The sequence below is a fragment of the Rhizobium sp. LjRoot254 genome (genome assembly GCF_964254105.1).
Classification (GTDB): Bacteria; Pseudomonadota; Alphaproteobacteria; order Rhizobiales; family Rhizobiaceae; genus Rhizobium_E.
In genome coordinates, this window is the sequence record NZ_CAXUSM020000001.1 from 1894671 (window position 1) to 1918203 (window position 23533).

The window sequence follows — 23533 nt, forward strand, 5'->3', positions numbered from 1 at the left end:
GGCGATTCCGCTATTGACGCGCCAACTCGCGAAATACTCGTCGATCGGCGCGGCTTTCCCTTTGAGAATCGGGAAGTCCGGTACGGTCGTTTTTGACGTGAAAGCGAACCGCTGTTTTAAAACTTGTGACTGGCCAAACCAGTCGCGCAACGAAGAAAAGCCGATTGCCGGATGGCAACCGGATTGTGAAGGAGAACAGGCGTGGCCCGTATAGCTGGCGTCAACATCCCGACTCAGAAGCGTGTTGTCATCGCTCTGACTTATATCCACGGGATCGGTCCGAAATTCGCTCAGGAAATCGTCGAGAAGGTCGGCATCCCGGCTGAACGCCGCGTGCATCAGCTCACCGACGCCGAAGTTCTTGCTGTCCGCGAAGCCATCGACCGCGACTATCAGGTGGAAGGCGATCTTCGCCGCGAAACCTCGATGAACATCAAGCGTCTGATGGACCTCGGCTGCTACCGCGGCCTGCGTCATCGCCGCTCGCTGCCCGTTCGCGGCCAGCGCACGCACACCAATGCCCGCACCCGCAAGGGTCCGGCAAAGGCGATTGCCGGCAAGAAGAAGTAATTTCGTCAATAGACGGAAGACGAAAGAGGCTGGTGCTTCCGCACGAGCCTCTTTTGCCAGTTTCAGAGGCCTCGGCCTCTGATCGCATGCGGTCCCTCCCGAGGGACCGGGACGACAGGGTAGGGACGTCAATCCTTTCCCGGTGTAGCCGCTGGCATTACGGCGGTGAAGAGATCAATGAAAGGAAAGCATATGGCCAAGGAAGCCACACGCGTCCGCCGTCGCGAACGCAAGAATATTTCGTCGGGTGTCGCTCACGTCAACTCGACCTTCAACAACACGATGATCACCATCACCGATGCACAGGGCAATGCGATCGCCTGGTCGTCGGCTGGCGCCAAGGGCTTCAAGGGCTCGCGCAAGTCGACCCCGTTCGCCGCCCAGGTCGCTGCCGAAGATTGCGCCAAGAAGGCTCAGGAACACGGCATGAAGTCGCTGGAAGTGGAAGTCTGCGGTCCGGGTTCGGGTCGTGAGTCCGCTCTTCGCGCGCTCCAGGCTGCCGGTTTCATGATCACCTCGATCCGCGATGTGACCCCGATTCCGCACAATGGCTGCCGCCCGCGCAAGAAGCGCCGCGTCTGATCATATCCGCGCCGCCGGCTTCGGCCGGTGTCCTCGATGTCGATTGCCACGATTGGATGGTGGCACGAATGGAAGGTAACTACACATGATTCAGAAGAACTGGCAGGAACTCATCAAGCCGAACAAGGTCGAGTTTTCGTCTTCGAGCCGCATCAAGGCTGTCCTTGTTGCCGAGCCGCTCGAGCGTGGATTTGGCCTCACCCTCGGCAATGCGCTCCGCCGTATCCTGCTCTCCTCGCTCCGCGGTGCGGCTGTGACGGCAGTGCAGATCGACGGCGTGCTGCACGAATTCTCCTCCATCCCCGGCGTTCGGGAAGATGTGACGGACATCGTGCTCAACATCAAGGAAATCGCCATCAAGATGGATGGCGACGATCCCAAGCGCATGGTCGTGCGCAAGCAGGGTCCGGGTCAGGTGACCGCAGGCGACATTCAGACCGTCGGCGACATCGAGATCCTCAACCCGAACCACGTGATCTGCACGCTCGACGAGGGCGCCGAGATCCGCATGGAATTCACCGTTGCCAATGGCAAGGGCTACGTTCCTGCTGATCGCAATCGCTCCGAAGACGCGCCGATCGGCCTCATCCCGGTCGACAGCCTGTTCTCGCCGGTCAAGAAAGTGTCCTACAAGGTGGAAAACACCCGTGAAGGCCAGGTTCTCGACTACGACAAGCTGACCATGACCATCGAGACCGACGGTTCCGTCACGGGCGAAGATGCCGTTGCTTTCGCCGCCCGCATTCTTCAGGACCAGCTGTCCGTGTTCGTCAACTTCGACGAACCGCAGAAGGAAGCCGAAGAGGAAGCCATCACCGAACTCGCCTTCAACCCGGCGCTGCTCAAGAAGGTGGACGAACTCGAGCTTTCCGTGCGTTCGGCCAACTGCCTCAAGAACGACAACATCGTCTATATCGGCGACCTCATTCAGAAGACCGAAGCCGAAATGCTTCGCACTCCGAATTTCGGCCGCAAGTCGCTCAACGAGATCAAGGAAGTTCTCGCGTCCATGGGCCTCCATCTTGGTATGGAAGTTCCCGCCTGGCCGCCCGAGAACATCGAAGAACTCGCCAAGCGCTACGAAGACCAATATTAAGAACAGAAAAGGCAGGTTCCACTTGCCTTTCCCCGTCAAACAGCAGGTTTTTATCTGCATGTGCCAGGAAACGGCAGGCCCAACAAAAACTAGGGTAACCTGCGATTAAAGGAGAATAGCAATGCGCCATGGTATGGTCGGCCGCAAGCTCAACAGAACCGCAAGCCATCGCAAGGCGATGTTTGCAAATATGGCAGCCTCGCTCATCGAACATGAGCAGATTGTCACCACCTTGCCGAAGGCAAAGGAAATCCGTCCGATCGTCGAAAAGCTCGTGACGCTCGGCAAGAAGGGCAGCCTTCATGCCCGCCGCCAGGCGATCTCGCAGATCGGCTCCGCCGAGCTGGTCGCCAAGCTGTTCTCGGCAATCGCACCGCGCTATGTGAACCGCAATGGCGGCTACATCCGCATCATGAAGGCCGGCTTCCGCCATGGCGACAACGCCCCGCTCGCAGTCGTCGAATTCGTCGACCGCGACGTCTCGGCCAAGGGTGCGGCTGACCACGCGCGCGTCGAAGCCGAGAAGGCCGCCGAAGCCGCTTGATCCATCAGGATCGCATGAATTGAAGGAGCCGGGCGATGAGCCCGGCTTTTTTGCGTTGTGTCGGGACGGATCAATGCCTAGATTCCGTAGATGATCGAGACACAGCGCCTTCTCCTCCGCGAACACCGCATCGACGACTTTGCTGCCTATATTCCGCTCTGGACCCAGCGCCTGCCGGGTCCCGATGGCGGCTTCCGGTTTCCGCCGTTATGGGATGAGGAGGTTTGGGCGCGGCTGCTGCGCTGGATCGGTCACCGGCAGGTCTTCGGCTTTGCGCCGTTCCTGGCGTTCGACCTTGCATCCGGCAGGCTCTGCGGCGAGGTCGGCTTCGGGCATTTCCATCGCGGCAACGGACCCGCGTTTGACGGCGTGCCGGAGACGATGTGGACACTGCATCCCGATTTTCATGGCGAGGGACTGGCGGGTGAGGCGGCGACGGCCGCGATCGTGTGGTTCGACAGCCATTTCCCATCGCCTCGGACCGTCTGTATGATCGAACCGGACAATACGGCGTCGCTGAGGCTGGCAGAGCGGTTCGGCTTTCGCGAGTTCGATCGCGGCGAATACAAGGGTAGCTTGAACATCTTTCTGGAAAGGCTGCGCTAACCGGCCGGATCAGACGCCGGGCGAGAGATCCGCCGTATCGATGTCTGACATTTGCCGCTTAAACTTCCCGTCGACGGCTCCATCACGTCTCAGGGATGCATGGAGCTCGAATTCGAACGCGCATGCCTGTCGCAGCACTGTCTTCGCGGCGTCGGTGAGCGAGAGCGGCATTTCCGGTGAGACATTGGCGAGTTTCGCGTCGATCGGCTTGCCCGTGCGGTCGATGATCAATTGATAGAGATCCTCGAGATTCTCGTATGGATAGAGCCGGTCGACGCCGATTGAGTTCCTGCCCGACAACGCCACCCAGGACGGGGTCTTAATGCGCGCATGCACTGGTTGCTCGCCAACAGGCTTGCAGAAATCGCGCACGAACTGGTCGAAACTCATGCCGCCGGTATAATTCACCGAACGTGGATTATCAGGCTTCTTGAGCTCGTCGCGGGTGCGATAGCGATACCAGCTGCCGAGCCAATCAAGCGGCTCGCGCATCACCGAGACGACCTCATAATCCGATCGCTTCATGCCGGTATGGGCCTCGATCATCGGCGCCATATAGGTCATGAAGCCGCGATAGGACATGTGCTTGAGTTCGGGCGGCTTGCTGATCGAGATCGACGAGCGCGGCGTCAGTGCGTTTTCGAGGGCCGTCGTGCCGGTCTTGGGCTGGCTGAGGATCACCAGTCCCGCCCGATTGAGGAAGAGCATATGACATTTTCCGTTGTGGGAAACGAGGGCGCCGCATTCGGCGCCCCTGCTTGGATCGATCAGTAAACCACCACGCCACGGACGCTCTCGCCCGAATGCATGAGCTCGAAGCCCTTATTGATGTCTTCGAGCGGCATTGTGTGGGTGATCATCGGGTCGATCTGGATCTTGCCGTCCATGTACCAGTCGACGATTTTCGGCACGTCGGTGCGGCCGCGGGCGCCGCCGAAGGCGGTGCCCATCCAGGTGCGGCCGGTGACCAGCTGGAAGGGGCGGGTGGAGATTTCCTGGCCGGCGCCGGCGACGCCGATGACGACCGACTTGCCCCAGCCGCGATGCGAGGCTTCGAGCGCCTGGCGCATGACCTTGGTATTGCCGGTGCAATCGAATGTGTAGTCGGCGCCACCGATCTGGTCGGCGCCACGCTTGGTCATGTTGACGAGATGGGGAACCATATCGCCATCGACGTCTTTCGGATTGACAAAGTGAGTCATTCCAAAGCGTTCGCCCCAAGCCTTCTTGTCGTTGTTGATGTCGACGCCGATGATCATGTCCGCGCCCGCGAGCTTCAGGCCCTGGATGACGTTGAGGCCGATGCCGCCGAGGCCGAAGACGATGGCCGTGGCGCCCATCTCGACCTTGGCAGTGTTGATCACCGCGCCGATGCCCGTGGTCACGCCGCAGCCGATGTAGCAGATCTTGTCGAAGGGGGCGTCTTCGCGCACCTTGGCGACGGCGATCTCGGGGAGCACGGTGAAATTCGCGAAGGTCGAGCAGCCCATATAGTGGTGGATCTTGTCCTTGCCGATCGAGAAGCGGCTGGTGCCATCCGGCATCAGGCCCTGGCCCTGGGTGGCGCGGATGGCGGTGCAGAGATTGGTCTTGCGGCTTAAACAGGAAGGGCAGGAGCGGCATTCCGGAGTATAGAGCGGGATGACGTGGTCGCCCTTCTTGACTGATGTCACGCCCGGGCCGACATCGACCACGACGCCCGCGCCCTCGTGGCCGAGAATGGCTGGAAAGAGGCCTTCGGGGTCGGCGCCCGACAGGGTGAAATCGTCGGTGTGGCAGATGCCGGTTGCCTTGACCTCGATCAGCACTTCGCCGGCCCTCGGACCCTCGAGCTGCACGGTCATGATTTCAAGTGGCTTGCCGGCCTGCGTGGCCACGGCTGCGCGGACGTCCATGGTGGTTCTCCCTGAATTCGTTATTTCGAATCTTCAAATCACAATGATCCATGACGATGCAAGAGCGCAAATTATTTTGATGTGCTGACATGCTTCGAATAGACCGGGCGCCTATTATCGAAATCTCCCGCCAGGCGAATCATCCCATGCAAGACGATCCTCTCGCCGCGCAGAACGGCCTGTTCAAGGGCCTCGCGATCATGGCCTTCGCGATGATGATCCTGCCGTGCATGGATGGGATCGCGAAATATCTCTCGACCTTCTAGGTCGTGTGGACTCTTGGGATTCCCAAGGCTGAGCAAATCAGATTCAAGACTGTCTTTTGGAGGCAGTCATGGGTGTATTGGACCGGTTGATCCTTCGGGACGAGCAGTGGGAGCGGATATCGCCGCACATCATTGGTGACGATCGCACGCGCGGTTCGTCCGGTCGCGACAATCGTATGTTCGTGGAAGCAGTGCTTTGGATCGTGCGCACCGGCTCACCCTGGCGTGACCTGCCGGAGGTGTTCGGCGAGTGGAACAGTGTCTTCCGCCGCTTCAGCCGCTGGAGCGAGAAGGGCATCTGGTGGCGCATGTTTGCGGCGATGTCCGATGATCCGGACTTCGAGTATCTGATCGTCGATTCCACCATCATCCGCGCTCATCAGCACGCCGCCGGCGCAAAAAGGGGGCTGAAGATCAAGCCCTTGGCCGCTCTCGCGGCGGACTGAGCACCAAAATCCACATGGCGGTGCGTGGTCTCGGCTGCCCGGTCCGCTTCACACTGACCGCCGGCCAGAAAGGCGATGCGCCACAAGCCGATGTCCTGATCGAGGGCCTGCCTGCCGATATCGTCATGGCCGACACCGCCTATGACAGCGACCGTCTGCGCGACGCCATCGCGGACAAAGGCGCTGTGGCGGTGATCCCCAACAATCCCTCCCGTGCTCAGAAATACCCGCTCGACAAGGACCTCTATGCCCAGCGCCACCTCATTGAATGCTGCTTCTCCAAGCTCAAGCACTTCCGCAGGGTCGCGACACGTTTCGAGAAAACCGCACGAAACTACCTAGCCGTCGTCACAATCGCAGCTATCGTACTATGGATCAGGTAAGTGTCCACACGACCTAGGCCATGTCGCCAGCGCAGGTGACGTTCTACCGCTTCTTCTTCCAATTGGTGCTCACGGTCCGGCTGCTGCTCACCGTGGCGGGATCGGGTGCTTTCCGCGCAAAGCGACCCTGGATGAACCTCATGCGCGGTGCGCTGCATGCGGCGGCGACGCTGCTGTTCTTCACCGCGATCAAATATATGCCGCTGGCCGATGTCTTCGCGATCTATTTCGTCGAGCCCTTCATGCTGACTGCGATGTCAGCGGCATTTCTCGGCGAGAAGGTGGGCTGGCGGCGCTGGGTTGCGATCCTGATCGGTTTCGGCGGCGCGATGATCGTCATCCAGCCGAGCTTCGAGATTTTCGGCGTGATGTCGCTGCTGCCGGTGCTGTGCGCCTTTCTCTTCGCGCTCTATCTCTTCATGAACCGGGCGATCGGTGAGGCCGATCCACCGCTGACGATGCAGACGATTTCAGGCTTGGGCGGCGCGATCTTCATGGCTGTCGCACTGCTGATCGGTGACGGGCTGGGGAATGCCGATTTCCAGATGGCGCTACCGGATTCTGGCTTCAGTCTCACGCTGCTGCTCGTCCTCGGAGCGCTATCCGGCTACGGCCACCTTCTGGTGCTTTGGGCGTTCCGGCTGGCGCCGGTATCGATCCTCGCACCCTTCCAGTATTTCGAGATCATCTCGGCGACGATCCTCGGCTTCACGCTGTTCGGCGAATTCCCGACGCCGTCGAAATGGCTGGGTGTCGCCATCATCGTCGGCTCCGGCCTCTATATCATCTGGCGCGAGCGGCGGGTGCAGAAGGAAGCGGCTGGCGTGCCGTAGCTCATGCGCGCTTGGCGGCCGGCGGATCAAGCGGCAGTTCGACCGTGAAACATGCGCCGCCATCGTCGAGTGCGCTGTACCAGGCACGGCCCCTGTGAAGCCGCGCGATCTCTGCCACCAGCGCCAGGCCAAGGCCCCAGCCGCCTGCGGACTCGCTGCGCCCTTCGGGCCGGTAGAAGGGCTCGAACACGCGTGCCGCCTCCTCAGGCCGGATGCCGTCGCCCTTGTCGCAGACAGCAATGTTCGCCAGCCCCTTGTTCGAGGTAAGGTGGATCGTCACCGGTGGTTTGCCGTGGCGTGCCGCATTTTGCAGCAGATTGCGGATCATGCGGCGCAGCAGCCGTTCATTGCCCGGTATGGTCAGCGATCCGCCCTCGATCTCGGCGTTGACGGCGGCGGCCTCCTCAGCGGCCAGCGGCAACAAGTCCACCAACTGGCCCAGGTCCATTTTCTGGTCGCTGTCGATCCGGCTCTTGAGCAGGATTTCATCAACCAGTTCATCGAGTTCGGCGAGATTGCGGACAATCTCCTCGCGCAGGCTGTCGCTGGGTGAGGCTTCGAATATTTCCGTGGCCATGCGCAGGCGCGCCAAGGGTGACCTGAGCTCGTGGCTGGCATTGGCGAGGAGGCTCTTCTGCGAATTGATCACGCCCTCGACCCGGTCGGCGGCGCGATTGAAGCTCTTCGCCACCTGGGCGATCTCGTCGCGGCCACAGACTTCGACGCGGCTCGACAGCGCGCCGTCGCCCCAGTGCTCGACGCCACGGCGCAATTGTTCGAGACGGCGTGTCAAGTAGCGCACGGCGGGCAACGAAGCAACGCCGATCGCGAGTGCCACGATCAGGATAGCGGTCAGGAAGTGCCAGCGAGACTGGTCGAAGTTGCGGTCCATGAACACGCGGACATGGTTTCCATCGGACAGCTTGGCATCGAATTCCTTGCGATGGCGATTTCTCTCGTCCAGGAAGGCCGTTGCGCCCTCACGCGTCGCCATGGCGCCCGCGCCCTGGATGTAGCGCTCTTGCCCGTCGAACAGGCCGACATCGGCATCAAGGCCCTTGGCGAGCCTGTCCAGCATCTCCTGCCGCTGCTCTTTCGTCATGTCGGCGCTGAGCATGGCGCTGGCGAAACGGTCGAGCTTGCCCGAGAAGCCGTGATCCTCGTCGCCGAAATCACCCAACATCGCATAGGTGCCAAGCGACAGCACGACGAGCATCAGGCCACAGAGAACCGTGAGATACATCTTGATGTAGAGGCGGCTGCGGATCATCGCTCGGATTCGTCCTGGTTGCGGGCGAAGATATAGCCCGAGCCGCGCAGCGTGATGATGCGGCGCGGATGTTTCGGATCGGTCTCGATGGCCGCCCGGATGCGGGAAATATGCACGTCGATGGACCGGTCGAAGGCTTCGAGTTCCTCACCCTTGGTGAGTTCCATCAGGCGTTCGCGCGACAGCACGCGTCCGGCATTCTCGGCCATGTTGACGAGCAGCGCGAACTGGTAGCCGGTGAGGGGCCGTTCGCCGCCGTCCAGCCGCACGCAGCGCTGGCCGCGATCGATCTCAAGCCGGCCGAAGCGCAATATGTCCATCGGCGCGATCGAGGACGAGCCTTGCGTGCGCCGCAGGATGGCTTTCAGCCGCGCCGCAAGTTCGCGCGGGCTGAAAGGTTTCGGCAGATAGTCGTCCGCGCCGAGTTCCAGTCCTACTATACGGTCCAATTCCTCACCCTTCGCAGTCAGCATGAGGATCGGGAGACCGGAGCCGGCGCGGATGCGGCGGCAGATTTCGAACCCGTCGTGATCGGGGAGCATCACGTCGAGGATCACAGCGTCAGGCGCCTTTCGAGCAATTTCCTGGAGGCCGGAATTGCCTGTGGCCGCGCTGCGGGTCGTAAAACCTGCCGATCGCAGATAGTCGGAGAGCATGGCGGCGAGACGTGTGTCATCGTCGATAATCAGCACTTCCGCCGCCATGCTTTCTCCCATCAACCTTTACCAGCGGCCGTGAGGGCCGAATTCCTTCATTTCCTCTACCAGCTTCTTGCGCTGTTCGGGGGTAAGGATTTCTGCCGCATCGGCAACCGCTTTGGCAATGGTTTTCGACCGTTCTTCGAACTGAGCCATCTGTTTGGCGCGCAGAGCCTCGATCGCAGTCCGGTCGATGGTGGGAGCTTCAATAAGCTTGATGATTTCGTCTCGCATGGCCATCCGCGTCTCCCTGTCCGGGCGAACCTCGTCCACGGTCGACGTGACGAGCGCCTTGAGTTTCGATTTCTGGTCGTCCGATGCGCCGGCGTCGGTCAGCATCTGGTCAAGCCGGTATTCCATGTAGCCGCGCATGAACTTGTGGCGGCCACCCCAGTCGTCATTGTTGGCGAAGGCATAGGCACCGGCACCGGCGATCGCAATGACAGCCACGCCGCCGATGATCAGCTTGCGACCCCAGCCGGGTTTTTCCGGGGGGAGAATCTCGATTTCCGGCCCAATGTTGTTCTCGGTCATCAGACTGTCCTTTCCGCGGTTCGTCGTTTCCGATGACTGCAAGATAGCCGCTGTCTGTTTCCCCCGGTTGTCGCTGGTGTAAAGTAATGTAAAGCCCGAAAGCGCGTTCTTCACGTTGTCGGAAGAGCGCACAGGCTTTTGATTTTCTTGAATTTAATCATCGTGGGGAGAATTGCCGGGCGGGTTCTCTTTTTCGTTGGACCCGGGCTGCAAATTCGTCTAGCACGAAGTCGGCGAGAGAAATCGGCCGGAAAGAGAAACAGCTCATGTAAGCAAGCCATTACGGGAATTTCCTGCATCGCACGCGGGTTTTCGTTGGCAAGGTACTTCAGGATCAAAAGGGGCTTAGCTATGTCGCAAGATAGCTCGGACGAAATCAAACACGCCCCTGAACCTGAAGAAAAGGTTGAGCTCTCCGATATCTATACGGAAGACGGTTCGGTCCGTGGTGACTTCCTCACCATGGTGGGCGCGGCTATCGCCGACCGCGACGTCATCTGGTTGCGCCGCAATGTCGGCAGCCTGCATATTTCCGAACTGGGCGACGTGCTCGAGGCAATCCTGCCCGACCAGCGTAACGCGCTGGTCCACCTGCTGGGCGACGACTTCGACTTTGCGGCGCTGACCGAGGTCGATGAGGCGATCCGCCTCGAGATCGTTGAGAATATTCCCAACGAAGCGATCGCGGCGGGTCTCACCGACCTCGATTCGGACGACGCCGTCTATATTCTCGAAGACCTCGACGACGAGGACCGGGAAGAAATTCTTTCCAAGCTGCCTTTCACCGAACGAGTACGGCTGCGCCGCTCGCTCGATTATCCTGAAAGCTCCGCCGGGCGCCGTATGCGCTCTGAATTCGTTGCTGTGCCGCCATTCTGGACGATCGGCCAGTGCATCGACTACATGCGCGAAGAGCAGGATCTGCCCGACAGTTTTACCGAAATCTTCGTCATCGACCCGACCTTCAAGCTGATGGGCGTCGTCGACCTCGACAGCATCCTGCGCACCAAACGCGCGGTGAAGGTCGAGGACATCATGCGCGAGACCAATCATCCGATTCCCGCCGAGATGGACCAGGAAGAAGCCGCACAGCTTTTCGAGCAGTATGACCTTCTGTCCGCGGCCGTGGTGGATGAGAACGACCGCCTCGTGGGCGTGTTGACGATCGACGACGTGGTCGACGTCATCCACGAGGAGGCGGACGAGGACATCAAGCGTCTCGCCGGCGTCGGCGACGAAGAACTGTCGGACAATGTGGTCTCGACGGTGCGGTCGCGTTTCCTCTGGCTATTCATCAATTTCGGGACCGCATTCCTGTCATCGACGGTGATCGGGCTCTTCGATGCCACGATCCAGGAGATGGTAGCGTTGGCCGTGCTGATGCCGATCGTCGCCTCGATGGGCGGCAATGCCGGCACCCAGACCATGACCGTCACCGTGCGTGCGCTCGCGACCCGCGATCTCGATATCTACAATGCCGGCCGCATCATTCGCCGCGAGCTCGGTGTCGGCGCGACCAACGGGTTCATCTTCGCCTGTCTGGTTGGCACGGTAGCCTCGTTGATGTACCACGACTACCATCTCGGTCTGGTGATAGGGATCGCGCTCTTCGTCAACTTCATGATGGCGGCGCTGGCTGGCAACTTGGTTCCGCTGTTGCTCAATCGGTTCGGAGCCGATCCGGCGGTGGCATCGTCCGTCTTCGTGACGATGATGACCGACATGACCGGCTTCTTCGGCTTTCTCGGGCTGGCGACATTGTGGTTCGCCTTGCGGTAGCCCCGGAAAAATTGACTTTTACGTAAGAACTTGTAGCCTGCGCATCCTGCCTGCATTTGAACGGAGTCCTCCGTGACTAAGCTCTACAGCATTACCGAGATGACGCGCGAATTCGATATTTCGACGCGCACATTGCGGTTCTACGAGGACGAGGGTCTGATCCATCCGGAGCGCCGCGGGCGCACGCGGCTCTACCGCACGGCCGACCGGCATCTGATCGCGCAAATCCTGCGCGGGCGGCGGATCGGGTTCACGATCGCCGAGATCAGGGAAATCATCCAGGTCTATAACGAACCGCCGGGTGAGGCGGGTCAGCTGAAGCTGCTGATGAGGAAGGTCGAGGAAAAGCGGGACGGGCTGCGGCAGCGCCGCAAGGATATCGACGAGACGATCGGCGAGCTCGACAGTATCGAGGAAACCTGCCTCAACCGGCTCGCCGAGATCGGCGTGAGTACCTGATCAGATCCAGGCGCGGGTGCGGCGGCAGTAGTTCTCGAATTCGAAGCCGAAGCGCGCCAGCAGGTGCTTTTCCTCGCGGCGGATGATCCAGGCATGGGTGATGCCGGCAGTGACGATCGCCGCGGCGATCAGCCAGGCATTGCCGGTGACCATGCCCGCGCCTGATGTGCCGAGCGTATAGGCGAGATAGACCGGATTGCGGGTGAAGCGGTAAGGCCCTGACGTGACCAGCCGTGTGGCCGTGCCCGAGGACAGCATTGCCGTGCCGGATTTGTAAAGCTTGCGAAAACCTGAGAAGCCGAGCCAGACAGACATAACGAGGAACAGGCTGCCAAACGCTAGAAACGTCAGATACCAGCCGTCGAGCAGCTCGAGCGGGAAAAGCCGATCAAGGCCGACCGCGACCAGGATCGCGGCGATATAGACGAAAGGGGTCCACGGAAAACTGAGTGGCCTCATGCGATATGCATTCATGCTTTCTGCCCGCCAAGGTCGGTCCGCTATTCGGACCATGCTGTGCATTCATTTGCGATTCGATTGAGGCGTTCATCCTTGCCTGGCGATATTGCGCCGGACTGGAGCTGAAGGAGCAGGTCCTGTCGCACCAGTTCGTCCAGCGTGCATCCACAAAACCGGTCGCAGAACCCGGCCCGCGGGTCATCCCTGCAACTGCGTTCGCAGTTTCGCATATATCGCACCGTCGGTTCGACCACCGGCGCGGGGTAAGCAAGTGAAACGCCATAGAGAATCGCGATCAGCACGGGCTGATGCACGAGATAAAAGACCAGACTGTGACGGCCGAGGAAGGCAAGGCCGGCGCGGAGGGTTTTCTTCGCTGGTTCCACAGAAGCATTTTGTCGCAGCCAGGAGATGACCGGTTCGATCCGTGCGGCTGCGATACCGAGGAAAAAGGGGCAAAGCCAGGGCAGGAGCGGTACGAAATCGAAGCTGTTGCGCGTCCGCGTCGACAGCCCCAGCCACCAGAGCCATGGCGTGTCGAATGCCTCCGACGTGAGGTAGTGCGGTGCGACCGCCGCAAGTACCCCTGCCACGGCGGTGACTGGCGCCGGCAGGCGCAGGAACAGGAGGCCGACGAGGCTCGCCGCCGCGATGGCGTGCAAGATGCCGAAGAAAACCAGCCCCACTGGGTCGAACAGATAGAAATAGAGCGTGACCAGGCCGGCTCCGGCAACGATCATCAGGAACCGTGTCCAGAACGGCCGCCACTGAATGCCCTTGCGGTTTGCCAGTACCAGCGAGAAGCCTGAGAGGAACAGGAAGGTCGAGGCGATCGAGCGGGCGTAGATCTTCGGCAAACCGGTCTCGGGATAACCAGGTTCGAGATAGCCGAAATCGCTGAGATCCCAGAGGAAATGATAGCTCGCCATGGCGATCAGTGCCGCGCCACGCAGGATATCCAGCCATGCGATTCGCCTGCCCGTTAGGGCCTTCTCGGGGGATGCGGTTTCCGTCATCGGGGGCTCCGCAGCGGATGCGGCATCACAATTCCATATCCTTGAGGATCGCCTGGCGTGCTTCCGAGAAGAACTGGCGGCGTATGAGAACGAAGAAAACGAACACGGTCATTGCCATAAAGACATAGGCATTCACAAACCAGCCGAGATAGCCGATCGACAGGAAGATCGCCCTGAGGCCGGCATTGAAATGCTTCGCCGCGATGATGTTGAGCGCGATGACGCGCTCGGCCGCCTTTGCCGCGCGTTCGGGCTCCTTGATGGTCTCCGCATGCATCGGCAAGCCGCCGAACAGGATCGAGCAATAGTTGAACAGGCGATAGGACCAGCCGAACTTGAAGAAGGAGTAGCCGAATATGACAGCCAGGCCGCCGACCTTCATCTCAAAGCCCTGGCGACCGCCCTGCAGCATGATCGGCAGATCCCGGAACAGGGCCTCGACCTGATCCGTGGCGCCGAGAAGTGCGAAGCAGCCTCCGAGCGCGAAGAGCGAGGCCGAGGCGAAAAATCCGGTGCCGTTCTGCAGGCCCGCCATGATCTGCGTGTCGATCATCTTCAGGTCGCGGCCAAGCGAATTCTGGATCCAGCGAGCGCGGTGGATCGCCATGGCGCGCGTGATGCTCATATGGGATGATTGCCGCTCGACACTGGTCAGCCAGTTGAAGCCGCCCCAGGTGGCGATAAAGAAGACCAAAGCGAAATAGTCGAGATGCGTCATGGCTCTACTGATAAGGGGATTCGTGCCTATATTGATAGTCGCATCCTGATATGTCGCGAGCGTAGCAGCGTGTGGCGGAAAGTCCATCGCGCGGAAGCCCGCGAATTGTCATAAGATGGTCAGTGGAATTAACCCGAGGCGGCAAGGCGGTCATTCATGTTTCTATCCGTGTTCGATGTGTTCAAGATCGGCATCGGCCCGTCGAGCTCCCACACAATGGGGCCGATGACGGCAGCGAACGCCTTCCTGGCATTGATCCTGTCGCCCGACTGGCCGCGTCCATCCGGCGCGAAGGTGGCCGCGATCAAGGCGAGCCTGCATGGGTCGCTCGCCTATACCGGCATCGGCCATGGTTCGGACCGCGCCGTGATTCTCGGGCTGACCGGCCAGAATGCCGAAAGCGTCGATCCGGATCAGATGGATGCGCTGGTCGCCGAGGTCGAGCGCACGGGCAAGATCAACCCGCCGGGCCATCCCACTTATGATTTCCGGCCGAAAGACGATCTGGTCCTCGACAAGAAGAACCCACTGCCGGGACACGCCAACGGCATGACGTTTTCGGCCTTCGACGGGGCAGGGCGGCTGTTGCTCAAGCAGGTCTATTATTCGATCGGCGGTGGCTTCGTGGTCACCGATGTCGAACTGGAAAAGGCGCGCAGCGCCAAAAAGCCTGACAGCGTCAAGGTGCCATACCCCTTCGCCTCAGCCAAGCAGATGCTTGAAATGGCCAATCGTTCCGGCCTGTCGATTGCCCAGATGAAGCGTGCCAACGAGGAAGTCTCGATGAGCCGTGACGATCTCGACGCCAAGCTCGACAAGATCTGGGACGCGATGACCAATTGTATCGATCGCGGGCTGGCAGTCGATGGCATTATGCCGGGTGGGCTCAAGGTTCGCCGCCGAGCACGTCAGATCCACGACAAGCTGCAGGAAGAGTGGCGCTCCAACAAGGTCAACCCGTTGCTCGCCAATGACTGGCTGTCGGTCTACGCGATGGCGGTCAACGAGGAAAATGCCGGCGGCGGCCGGATCGTCACGGCACCGACCAATGGTGCGGCCGGCGTCATTCCGGCCACTATCCGCTACTACCAGCATTTCCATGAGGATTGGGACCAGGACGGCATCCGCGACTACCTGCTGACCGCAGCCGCGGTCGGCGGCATCATCAAGCACAATGCCTCGATCTCCGGCGCCGAGGTCGGCTGTCAGGGCGAGGTTGGTTCGGCTGCCGCGATGGCCGCTGCCGGCCTCGCCGCCGTCATGGGCGCTACGCCCGAGCAGATCGAGAACGCGGCCGAGATCGCGCTCGAACACCATCTCGGCATGACCTGCGATCCGATCGCCGGGCTGGTCCAGGTGCCCTGTATCGAGCGCAACGCGCTGGGTGCGGTCAAGGCGGTCACTGCCGCCTCATTGGCGCTGAAGGGCGATGGCCAGCATTTCGTGCCGCTCGACGCCTGTATCGAGACGATGCGCCAGACCGGCAACGACATGAACGAGAAGTACAAGGAAACCTCGACCGGCGGCCTCGCCGTCAATGTGGTCGAGTGTTGATATCCCAAGCGTCCGTGTTGACGATTGCGGCGACTTGGCGGAGAAGAGGGCATGGCACTTCATCTCATCAAGCTCTGCGTCGGTTGCGACTCGATCGATGATCTCCGGGAATGGGTGACGGAGCGGTCACTCATGGCAATTGCCTCCGGTCATCAGCCGCACTCCTCGCACACGACGCGCATGACGCCCAAGCGGGTGGCCGATCTTCTCGACGGCGGATCGCTCTATTGGGTGATCAAGGGTCAGCTTTGCGCCCGCCAGCCCCTGCTCGATCTCGTAGAGTTTACAGATGTCGACGGCATCGGCCGGTGCAAGTTGATCCTCGGACCTCAGGTCATCGAGACCATGCCGCAGCCGAAGCGGCCGTTCCAGGGCTGGCGCTATCTCGAGACGAAGGATGCGCCGCGCGATCTTTTCGAGGCTGGGCAGTCCGAGAAGGACATGCCAGCGGAATTGAAGCGCGAACTCGCGGAACTCGGGCTTCTCTGATCAGCGAAGCCTGAGCCGGATGGGGTGGGCGCCGTTCGGCGTCTTCACATGAAGATGAAGGTTGACTTCCGGCTGGCCGGCGCGCCAGGCGCGGGCGCCATGGCCGAGCAGCATGGCGACGAGATCGCGGGTCTTGGAATGGGAGCGGTTGAGCCCCATCCCGGCCAGTTTCATCGCCGCTTCGTGCAACGGATGAAGGCCGGTGGCCTTGCCGGCATTCTTGGACTTGAACTCGGATATGTTGCCGTTCTGTGCCATAGGTTGCCTCGTACGCAATACAAATCGAGGTTTTGAGCCGGGAGGCGAGCCTCCCGTATTCCTTAACGCGACGGGTTCACCGTCATGGAAAGCCGCAAGTACGCGCGGCTCTCCGAATTCGTTTTACTGCAGGCTTGCCCAGCAGCTGACGCCCTTGCGCTTCAGCACCTTGCAGGCGCGGACCGCTTCATCCTGATCGGAGAAGCCGCCGAAGCGAGCGCGGAAGAGCTGTTCTTCGCCCTTGACGAAGGCGACGGTAAAGGGAGTGGCGGAACGCAATACCTTGCCGCCCTTATCCTGCGCTTTCTGCAGGAGATTCATGGCCTGGTCCTTTTCAGGAGCCGCACCGACCTGGATCACCCAACCCGAGATGTCGGACTTGGTGGACGCGGTGGTCACCTGATCGACCTTCTGCTCTTCGCGAACCGGTGCCTCGGCTTCGGCGACATCTTCGCCGACAGGCTCCTCGGGGAGAACGATCTTCGCAGCGCGATTGGACTTGGTGATCTTGACCGTCTTGGTGCGGATCACCGGCACGAGAGCGTCGTCAGCCGAGGCAACTTCCTCTTCGGCCTGCTCGTAGCGGGTGGCCGGCACCGGACCGTTATGCGGAAGATCGAGCGCACGTGTCGCGACTTCCATTTCGGTGTCCCGCTCGGGCTCGGCATAGGCGGTCTCGACGACTGCGGGCTGTTCGGCCTTGGCGATGAAGTCGTTCATCTTGCCCTTGCGCGATGCCTGCGGCAGATAGGTTTCGACCAGCTTGCGCATCTTGGCATCGCGTGAGCGGCCGGACTTGCCGCCGAGCACGACACCGACGATGGAGCGGCCATCAGCCTGGGCAGATGTCACCAGGTTGAAGCCTGCGGCGCGGGTGTAGCCGGTCTTGATGCCGTCGACGCCACGAACATTGCCGAGAAGACGATTGTGGTTGCCGATCACCTGCTTGCCGTACCTGAAGGAACGAGTGGCGAAATAGCCGTAATAGTCAGGGAAGTGCTTGCGCAGCGCGATGCCGAGGCGGGCCTGGTCGCGGGCGGTGGTCACCTGGCGCGCATCCGGAAGGCCGTTGGCATTGTGGTAGACGGTACGGGTCATGCCGAGTTGGCGCGCCTTGGAGGTCATCAGCTTGCCGAAGCGCGGCTCGGTGCCACCGAGGAATTCGGCGAACGCCGTGGCGCAATCATTGGCAGAGCGGGTCACGAGAGCGAGAATGCCCTGTTCAACGGTAAAGGTGCTACCCTTGCGGACGCCGAGCTTGGACGGCTGCTGGGCAGCGGCATGGGCCGAGACCGGTACACGGGTATTGAGCGAGATGCGGCCCGACTCGAGAGCATCGAACACCATATAGAGCGTCATCATCTTGGTGAGCGAGGCGGGATAGCGCAGGCCGTCCGGATCTTCCGAGGCCATGATCTTGCCGGTGCGCACGTCGATGACGATGCTGGCGGGGCGGGGTCCGGCGAAGGCTTCGGCAGTAAAAACAAAGCCGATCAACACGGCCAATGCAAGCGACCAAAAAGCCCTGATAAGCGGATGGTGCATGCCTTCGATCGAAGGCGATACGAACTTGAATTGTGACACAATGCTACTCTTTGTTTTTGTTTCAGTCTGCCGTTGGGAGGTGCGGCGTGATTGGAAAAAATCTACCGAGTTAGCGTTACCAATCAGTTTATGATGAATGATAAGTTGAGACATTTCTGTGCCATTGAAGGAAAAAATGCGTTTAGCGTTAATTTCGGGCGGGATGGTTCACAAAGTACTGAAATCAAATAAATTTGCCGTTCTATCGCTTGATATGCCTGGTGGCGAATTCCAGCATAGCGCTATCGATCTTCTCCCATTGCGGCAGAAGATTGGAGGAGAAGCGGTAAAGCAGCGTGAGATCGCGACCGACCTGAATGTCGCGCTGGCAATCGGCGGCGGTGGCTTGTGCCCTCGACCTGGGCAGGATGCAGCGCACGGCGTAGACGGCGCCGGTCTTCGTCGTTCCCGTCAACAGCTTCTCGTCGCCGAAGCCCGATTTCTCCGAGAGATCGTGGATCACCAGACCGGAAGGGCCGGGGCGCGGCTCGCCCGTGAATAGTCTTTCATAGATCGGCTCGAGCCTGCCCGACATATCGCGCGACATGACACTTTGCGAGAAGTCGGCGAAAACCAGCGCCTCGGCATTGGCCGGATTGGAGAACGCTATGGCATTGGCGTGCGAATAGCCTTCCATCCGCGGCCATGACAGGTAGACGCTGACCGCATCGGTGGGGCCGCTGCGACGCTGGCTTTCGAAGCAGATCACATTGGCGGGGAGCGCGATCACATCCTGGCCGACGATGACATGCTGGATCTCCGTGGACGCGGTATGCCCGCCGAGGGACAGTTCGTCGCCGTAGTTCTTGCCCGCAACACTGATCAAGGCTGTCAGGGCGGCCAGGACACCAATCGCCGCCGTCAGCCGGAACAGCAAGCGATTGGATATCAAGGATTCGTCGGTGTCGGATGCGGTCGTCATCGTCATCACCCGTTGGTTGCCTGGCGGAAGTATCGTGCGTGGTGCCTGTGCCAGACTGACGCAAAAAATGCTGGCACGGCGCTTGCTCACCTCATGCTTTTGAGAAGCAACCAGTTTAGGGTTAACCAATGTTTAATTCCGGTGATGTTTTCGTCAGCCTCGTGGTCGGGCTCGCCCTGCCGCTTGCCATACTCGATGGCCTCCGGGCGTTCGTAGGCTCTCGCATGCCGGTGCAACATGATGGATTCCAGATCGAGACGCGGCTGTCACCATGGCTGCTGGCAGTCGTCGCAGGTCCCGGCCTGCTGGTCGAAAAGCTCATCGAGGGATGGAAGGAACAATCGCTGAGTGCCGGCGATCTTTCCGCCGGCGCCTTCATCGCCGTCGGCTGGGCGACGATCTACGGTTATGTCGTGCTGCGCGGCGTGCAATTCGTGCTGCCGGCCTAAAAGAAAAAAATGCCGGTCCCGGGGGATACGGGACCGGCAAGCTGGGCTCGGCCGGGGACGGGGATACGGGGTGTGACCGGGCCCTTAGGCGTGGCTGTTACTGCAGGCTACCAACCGCAGGCGAATGATCGTCCTCGATCTTGACCCACTGGGCGGCATTCCTGGTCGATTGGCGCTTGAGATAGGTGTATTCTGTGTCCGACCAGAGCAGGACCTTGTTGCGCATATTGTCGAGCACGAAGTCGCCGCGATCGGTGCGCACCACAAGCACGGCATGACCGTCGCCATTCGGCTGCAGTACGACGGTGATCAGCAGGTCGGAGGGGGAAAATCCGCGCTCGATCAGCATCTTCTGCTTGAGCAGGACATAGTCCTCGCAGTCGCCGACCGACTTGGGATAGACCCACTTCTCCTCTACGCCGTAGATTTCCTGGTCCGTCAACGGCTCGACCGAGCTGTTGGCGTTGTAGTTGACCTTGAGCAACGTCTTCCATTTTGCTTCGGTTAGCTGCAATGGGCCGCCGTCATTGGTCGGTCCGCATTTGCCGGTATTGAGCTTGCAGAATTCATAGTGGCCGATCGGCGGGTTCGTCTTGCCGAGCGTGATCATATTGGCTGGCGTCGCATAGGCCGTTGTAGCAAGGCCGAACAAAGCGGTCGTCAGTAGCCCCTTCAGGAATGTTCTTGTCATCTTGTGTCTCCCCGTTGTGGGAAGACAATGGCACACAGTTTTTTATCGCCCGCCAATATTGACAGTAAAAAAAAGTATTAAATCTAGTAAAACAAATATAAAATGAAGCAATAATTAGAGTAAAACTCTTTCTTTATTTGATGTGTATTTGATTATTGTTTGAGTAGAATTTGATGAAAATCTTAGGGAAATCGGATCTCGGCAGATCGAAGCGCCTGCCTATGTTATTGAAAAATATTCATGTTCTTGAATTGTTGCGAGCGATGAGAGGTTTCGGGGGTACCGCCAGACTATCTGGAGCAAAGCGTCCATGGACCGGCCTGGCGCAACGCAGCCGCTTGTCTGTTTGGACAATGCTTATGGAAAGGCCGCGACAGCCTTGGAGACCTATCCATTTGGGGCAGAATCAAGGCGCTGATTTGCGGGATTTGCGGCGTTTCTTGGTAAACAGAGGATTGCCAAACGGCAACCGGGGCCTGGAAACGAAAAAGCCGGCATAGCGCCGGCTTGAAAACTTTACTTTTTCGATGTTGTCAGACGAGCATCTGCAGGCCTTCGCGGGACAGTACGTTGGCGAATTCGATCGCGACGCCTTCCTGGAAATGACGCACGACACGGCCGCGCATATTACCGAGCCTGACCGGTGTGCCCATGGCGGGGCGAACGTCGATCTCGACAGCGGCGCCCGACATCGACAGGTCGATGATACGGCAGGGATAGTTGCGGCCGTCGTCGAGGCTCAGTTCGGACGTGTTGTTGTTGGGGGCGACACGCTCGTGACGGCGGTCTTCGGGCAGGTTGAACTGATGCTTGTTGGCAAGCCAGGTCAGCTGGGCGGCGAGCTTCTCGCGCTTGCGGTCGGTCGTGCTGATCTTGCAGACAAAGCCATGATCGACATGGCGGGTGACGGTGCATTCCAGCCGGCCGATATGATCGACATAGGCGACGATCCGTTCGCCGATCGCGGGAAATGCCGCGCACTGGAAGACGACTTCCGACGGCGACATTTCGACTGCCTTGCAATCGAATTCCGCGTAGCTGCTCGACAACATGAGACGACCGCTGAGATTGACAACCACGCGTTCGTTCGAGTTGTTCTGTATCTGGACGCGAGCGGCCGCGGGTGCTGTCGTCGAGAATGCCGGCATATTCGAGAATCCATTTTCGCCTATGGATTGAATAATAGGGCGGCGAGGTTAACGAAGCGTTTTTTGTGTGACAAAACTCCTACGGATTCAGCGCCAATAGCAACAAATCCGATTATCGATCATATATCGAGATTGTCGGCGAAAACCGCCCGTTCCTGGATGAACCGGAATCGTGCCTCGGGCTTGGTGCCCATCAGGCCGTCCACAGCTTCCCGCGTGCCTTCGAAGTCGATTTCATCGATTTCGACTCGCAGAAGCGTGCGGCTCGCCGGATCCATCGTGGTTTCCTTGAGCTGACCGGTCGACATCTCGCCGAGACCCTTGAAGCGGCCGATTTCAACTTTCTTCCCGCCCTTGAATTCGGTTTCCATCAACTGGGCTCGATGCACGTCGTCGCGGGCATAAAGCGTCTTGGCGCCCTGGGTGATGCGATAGAGCGGCGGCACGGCAAGGAACAGATGGCCCTTCCGCACGAGTTCCGTCATTTCCTGGTAGAAGAAGGTGATCAGCAGCGACGCGATATGGGCGCCGTCGACATCGGCGTCGGTCATGATGACGATGCGCTCGTAGCGAAGGTCTTCGTCCCGGTATTTGCTCTTGGTGCCGCAGCCGAGCGCCTGGATGAGATCGGAGATCTGCTGGTTGGCGCCCATTTTCTCGCGGCCGGCCGAGGCAACGTTGAGGATCTTGCCCCTGAGCGGCAGGATGGCCTGGTTGGCGCGGTTGCGCGCCTGTTTCGCCGTGCCCCCGGCCGAGTCGCCTTCGACGATGAAGAGTTCGGCGCCGTCTGCGGAATTCTGCGAGCAATCGGCGAGCTTGCCCGGCAGGCGCAGCTTGCGAACCGCTGATTTGCGATTGACTTCCTTTTCCTTGCGCCGGCGCATGCGCTCGTCCGAACGCTCGATCACCCATTCGAGCAGCTTGTCCGCCTCATTGGGGTTATCGGCGAGATAGTGGTCGAACGGGTCGCGGATGACGTTTTCGACAATGCGCTGCGCTTCGACGGACGCCAGGCGATCCTTGGTCTGGCCGACGAATTCCGGCTCGCGGATAAAGACCGACAGCATGCCCGCCGCCGAGATCATCACGTCATCCGTCGTGATGTTGGCCGCACGCTTGTTGCCGGTGAGGTCTGCATAGGCCTTGAGGCCTTTGGCCAGCGCGATGCGGAAGCCCGCTTCATGCGTGCCGCCTTCGGGCGTCGGAATGGTGTTGCAATAGGAATGCAGCATCATGTCGCCGCCGTACCAGGTCACGGCCCATTCGACCGATCCATGGCCGCCGCGCTCCGTCTTCCCGGAGAAGATTTCGCGGGTGACGGTGAATTCCTTGCCGATCTGCGCCGCGAGGTAATCCTTGAGGCCGCCCGGGAAGTGAAGGACTGCCTTGTCGGGGGTCTCGCTACCTTCGACAAGCGCCGGGTCGCAGCTCCAGCGGATTTCGACGCCGCCGAAGAGATAAGCTTTCGAGCGGGACATGCGGAAAATGCGGCCGGCATCGAATTTCGCATGGGCGCCGAAAATCTGCGGATCGGGATGGAAGCGTGTCCGCGTGCCGCGACGATTGTGGATTTCGCCCAATTCCTCCAGTGGACCCTGCGGGACACCGCGCGAGAAACGCTGGCGGTAGAGGCGCTTGTTGCGGGCGACCTCGACCTCGACGAAATCCGAGAGCGCATTGACCACCGATACGCCGACGCCGTGCAGGCCGCCCGACGTCTCATAGGCCTTGCCATCGAACTTGCCGCCGGCATGCAGCTTGGTCATGATCACTTCGAGCGTCGACTTGCCGGGAACCTGCGGATGCAGTTCGACCGGAATACCGCGACCATTGTCGCTGACCGTCAGATAGCCCTCGGCATCAAGGCTGACCTCGATGAAATTGGCGTGGCCTGCCACCGCCTCGTCCATCGAATTGTCGATGACTTCGGCAAACAGGTGATGCAACGCCTTTTCGTCGGTGCCGCCGATATACATGCCCGGCCGCATGCGGACCGGCTCGAGGCCTTCGAGGACGCGGATCGAGGACGCGCCATAGTCCTCGCCGGATTTTTCTGGCATGGACGTGGTTGTTGGCGGCGGAGGTGGCGACATATTGCCAGCAGCGGCGGGCTTCCGTTCCGGCTTGGGGGCCTCGGGCATGTCGTCGAAAAGATTAAGGGCTTGGCTCATGTGTTCCAGTCGGCTCGTTCGTTCCGCGAATCATTGGATTCTGACAGATGGCACAATGATACGCGAACATATAGAGAATGGCGTGTCCGAGACTTGAATGGCAAGATATCGGG

The 23533-nt window shown here is 60.1% G+C and carries 24 protein-coding genes and 3 pseudogenes; 13 read left to right on the forward strand and 14 right to left on the reverse strand.

All coding sequences use genetic code 11. The annotated features are described in order from the left end of the window. Positions 1-201 precede the first annotated feature (201 nt). The 5 genes from rpsM to ACSQ26_RS09225 all read left to right on the forward strand — a co-directional run bounded on the left by rpsM (position 202) and on the right by ACSQ26_RS09225 (position 3398). Positions 202-570 carry a 30S ribosomal protein S13 gene (gene rpsM, locus ACSQ26_RS09205; RefSeq protein ID WP_258162278.1) on the forward strand — a complete coding sequence of 123 codons (369 nt, stop codon included), beginning with the start codon at positions 202-204 and terminating at the stop codon, positions 568-570. A 192-nt stretch (positions 571-762) separates the two neighbouring features. Continuing rightward, the gene (gene rpsK / locus ACSQ26_RS09210; RefSeq protein ID WP_436015169.1) at positions 763-1152 is read left to right on the forward strand and encodes a 30S ribosomal protein S11; all 390 of its coding nucleotides are present in this window, start codon (positions 763-765) and stop codon (positions 1150-1152) included. Positions 1153-1237: 85 nt separating this feature from the next. Further along, positions 1238-2248 carry a DNA-directed RNA polymerase subunit alpha gene (locus tag ACSQ26_RS09215; protein ID WP_258162277.1) on the forward strand — a complete coding sequence of 337 codons (1011 nt, stop codon included), beginning with the start codon at positions 1238-1240 and terminating at the stop codon, positions 2246-2248. A 121-nt stretch (positions 2249-2369) separates the two neighbouring features. Continuing rightward, positions 2370-2792: a 50S ribosomal protein L17 gene (rplQ, locus tag ACSQ26_RS09220; protein ID WP_258162276.1), complete on the forward strand. Its 423-nt coding sequence runs from the start codon at positions 2370-2372 to the stop codon at positions 2790-2792. Between the two features lie 90 nt (positions 2793-2882). Further along, positions 2883-3398 (forward strand): GNAT family N-acetyltransferase, encoded by a 516-nt coding sequence (locus ACSQ26_RS09225; RefSeq protein ID WP_436008260.1) that lies wholly within the window; start codon positions 2883-2885, stop codon positions 3396-3398. A 9-nt stretch (positions 3399-3407) separates the two neighbouring features. Here the strand turns inward: ACSQ26_RS09225 and ACSQ26_RS09230 are convergent, their stop codons facing one another. Both ACSQ26_RS09230 and ACSQ26_RS09235 read right to left on the reverse strand, forming a co-directional pair. Beyond that, positions 3408-4106 (reverse strand): hypothetical protein, encoded by a 699-nt coding sequence (locus ACSQ26_RS09230; RefSeq protein WP_436008261.1) that lies wholly within the window; start codon positions 4104-4106, stop codon positions 3408-3410. Between the two features lie 59 nt (positions 4107-4165). After that, on the reverse strand, positions 4166-5293 hold the full coding sequence (locus ACSQ26_RS09235; protein WP_436008262.1) for an S-(hydroxymethyl)glutathione dehydrogenase/class III alcohol dehydrogenase: 1128 nt from the start codon (positions 5291-5293) through the stop codon (positions 4166-4168). A 146-nt stretch (positions 5294-5439) separates the two neighbouring features. On the opposite strand from ACSQ26_RS09235, the pseudogene ACSQ26_RS09240 reads away from it, so the two are divergent. The 3 pseudogenes from ACSQ26_RS09240 to ACSQ26_RS09250 all read left to right on the forward strand — a co-directional run. Continuing rightward, a pseudogene (locus ACSQ26_RS09240) lies at positions 5440-5556 on the forward strand (EamA/RhaT family transporter); the annotation flags it as partial. Between the two features lie 71 nt (positions 5557-5627). Beyond that, positions 5628-6388 (forward strand): annotated as a pseudogene (locus ACSQ26_RS09245) (IS5 family transposase). 17 nt (positions 6389-6405) lie between these two features. After that, positions 6406-7221: pseudogene (locus ACSQ26_RS09250) on the forward strand (DMT family transporter); the annotation flags it as partial. A 1-nt stretch (position 7222) separates the two neighbouring features. Here ACSQ26_RS09250 and ACSQ26_RS09255 read toward each other — a convergent pair. Genes ACSQ26_RS09255 through ACSQ26_RS09265 form a run of 3 tightly spaced genes read right to left on the reverse strand, consistent with a single transcriptional unit; the run spans position 7223 to position 9723 of the window. Further along, the gene (locus ACSQ26_RS09255; RefSeq protein WP_436008263.1) at positions 7223-8491 is read right to left on the reverse strand and encodes an ATP-binding protein; all 1269 of its coding nucleotides are present in this window, start codon (positions 8489-8491) and stop codon (positions 7223-7225) included. Continuing rightward, positions 8488-9195, reverse strand: a complete 708-nt coding sequence (locus ACSQ26_RS09260) for a response regulator (RefSeq protein WP_436008264.1) — start codon at positions 9193-9195, stop codon at positions 8488-8490. The genes ACSQ26_RS09255 and ACSQ26_RS09260 overlap by 4 nt, the downstream gene beginning before the upstream one ends. A gap of 18 nt (positions 9196-9213) precedes the next feature. Then, complete coding sequence (locus ACSQ26_RS09265; protein ID WP_436008265.1) at positions 9214-9723, reverse strand: Spy/CpxP family protein refolding chaperone; 510 nt, start codon at positions 9721-9723, stop codon at positions 9214-9216. Positions 9724-10074: 351 nt separating this feature from the next. On the opposite strand from ACSQ26_RS09265, the gene mgtE reads away from it, so the two are divergent. Further along, a complete protein-coding gene (mgtE, locus tag ACSQ26_RS09270) occupies positions 10075-11502 on the forward strand; it encodes a magnesium transporter (RefSeq protein WP_436008266.1) in 1428 nt (475 codons plus the stop codon). Positions 11503-11574: 72 nt separating this feature from the next. Then, positions 11575-11961 carry a MerR family transcriptional regulator gene (locus ACSQ26_RS09275; RefSeq protein WP_436008267.1) on the forward strand — a complete coding sequence of 129 codons (387 nt, stop codon included), beginning with the start codon at positions 11575-11577 and terminating at the stop codon, positions 11959-11961. On the opposite strand, the gene ACSQ26_RS09280 is transcribed toward ACSQ26_RS09275, so the two are convergent. Genes ACSQ26_RS09280 through ACSQ26_RS09290 form a run of 3 tightly spaced genes read right to left on the reverse strand, consistent with a single transcriptional unit; the run spans position 11962 to position 14154 of the window. After that, a complete protein-coding gene (locus tag ACSQ26_RS09280) occupies positions 11962-12420 on the reverse strand; it encodes a methyltransferase family protein (RefSeq protein WP_436008268.1) in 459 nt (152 codons plus the stop codon). It lies immediately after the preceding gene. A gap of 41 nt (positions 12421-12461) precedes the next feature. Next, positions 12462-13436, reverse strand: coding sequence for a heparan-alpha-glucosaminide N-acetyltransferase (locus tag ACSQ26_RS09285; RefSeq protein ID WP_436008269.1), 975 nt, complete (start codon positions 13434-13436; stop codon positions 12462-12464). Positions 13437-13461: 25 nt separating this feature from the next. After that, entirely contained in the window at positions 13462-14154 is a 693-nt protein-coding gene (locus ACSQ26_RS09290) for a DUF599 domain-containing protein (RefSeq protein ID WP_436008270.1), read from the reverse strand. Positions 14155-14310: 156 nt separating this feature from the next. Here ACSQ26_RS09290 and ACSQ26_RS09295 point away from each other — a divergent pair, with 156 nt between their 5' ends. Both ACSQ26_RS09295 and ACSQ26_RS09300 read left to right on the forward strand, forming a co-directional pair. Then, entirely contained in the window at positions 14311-15708 is a 1398-nt protein-coding gene (locus tag ACSQ26_RS09295) for an L-serine ammonia-lyase (protein WP_436008271.1), read from the forward strand. A gap of 51 nt (positions 15709-15759) precedes the next feature. Then, positions 15760-16197, forward strand: a complete 438-nt coding sequence (locus ACSQ26_RS09300; protein WP_436008272.1) for a DUF1489 family protein — start codon at positions 15760-15762, stop codon at positions 16195-16197. Here the strand turns inward: ACSQ26_RS09300 and ACSQ26_RS09305 are convergent, their stop codons facing one another. From ACSQ26_RS09305 to ACSQ26_RS09315, 3 genes are all read right to left on the reverse strand, one after another. Beyond that, entirely contained in the window at positions 16198-16455 is a 258-nt protein-coding gene (locus ACSQ26_RS09305; protein WP_436008273.1) for a hypothetical protein, read from the reverse strand. Between the two features lie 123 nt (positions 16456-16578). Then, on the reverse strand, positions 16579-18000 hold the full coding sequence (locus ACSQ26_RS09310; RefSeq protein WP_436015171.1) for a D-alanyl-D-alanine carboxypeptidase: 1422 nt from the start codon (positions 17998-18000) through the stop codon (positions 16579-16581). Between the two features lie 241 nt (positions 18001-18241). Continuing rightward, the gene (locus ACSQ26_RS09315) at positions 18242-18961 is read right to left on the reverse strand and encodes a hypothetical protein (RefSeq protein WP_436008274.1); all 720 of its coding nucleotides are present in this window, start codon (positions 18959-18961) and stop codon (positions 18242-18244) included. A gap of 128 nt (positions 18962-19089) precedes the next feature. On the opposite strand from ACSQ26_RS09315, the gene ACSQ26_RS09320 reads away from it, so the two are divergent. Then, positions 19090-19410: a DUF6949 family protein gene (locus tag ACSQ26_RS09320; protein ID WP_436008275.1), complete on the forward strand. Its 321-nt coding sequence runs from the start codon at positions 19090-19092 to the stop codon at positions 19408-19410. A gap of 97 nt (positions 19411-19507) precedes the next feature. Here the strand turns inward: ACSQ26_RS09320 and ACSQ26_RS09325 are convergent, their stop codons facing one another. The 3 genes from ACSQ26_RS09325 to parE form a co-directional block, all read right to left on the reverse strand. Further along, on the reverse strand, positions 19508-20101 hold the full coding sequence (locus ACSQ26_RS09325; RefSeq protein ID WP_436008276.1) for a transglutaminase-like cysteine peptidase: 594 nt from the start codon (positions 20099-20101) through the stop codon (positions 19508-19510). A 533-nt stretch (positions 20102-20634) separates the two neighbouring features. Continuing rightward, positions 20635-21249, reverse strand: coding sequence for a PilZ domain-containing protein (locus tag ACSQ26_RS09330; RefSeq protein ID WP_436008277.1), 615 nt, complete (start codon positions 21247-21249; stop codon positions 20635-20637). Between the two features lie 119 nt (positions 21250-21368). Beyond that, on the reverse strand, positions 21369-23420 hold the full coding sequence (gene parE, locus ACSQ26_RS09335; protein ID WP_436008278.1) for a DNA topoisomerase IV subunit B: 2052 nt from the start codon (positions 23418-23420) through the stop codon (positions 21369-21371). Positions 23421-23533: the final 113 nt, after the last annotated feature.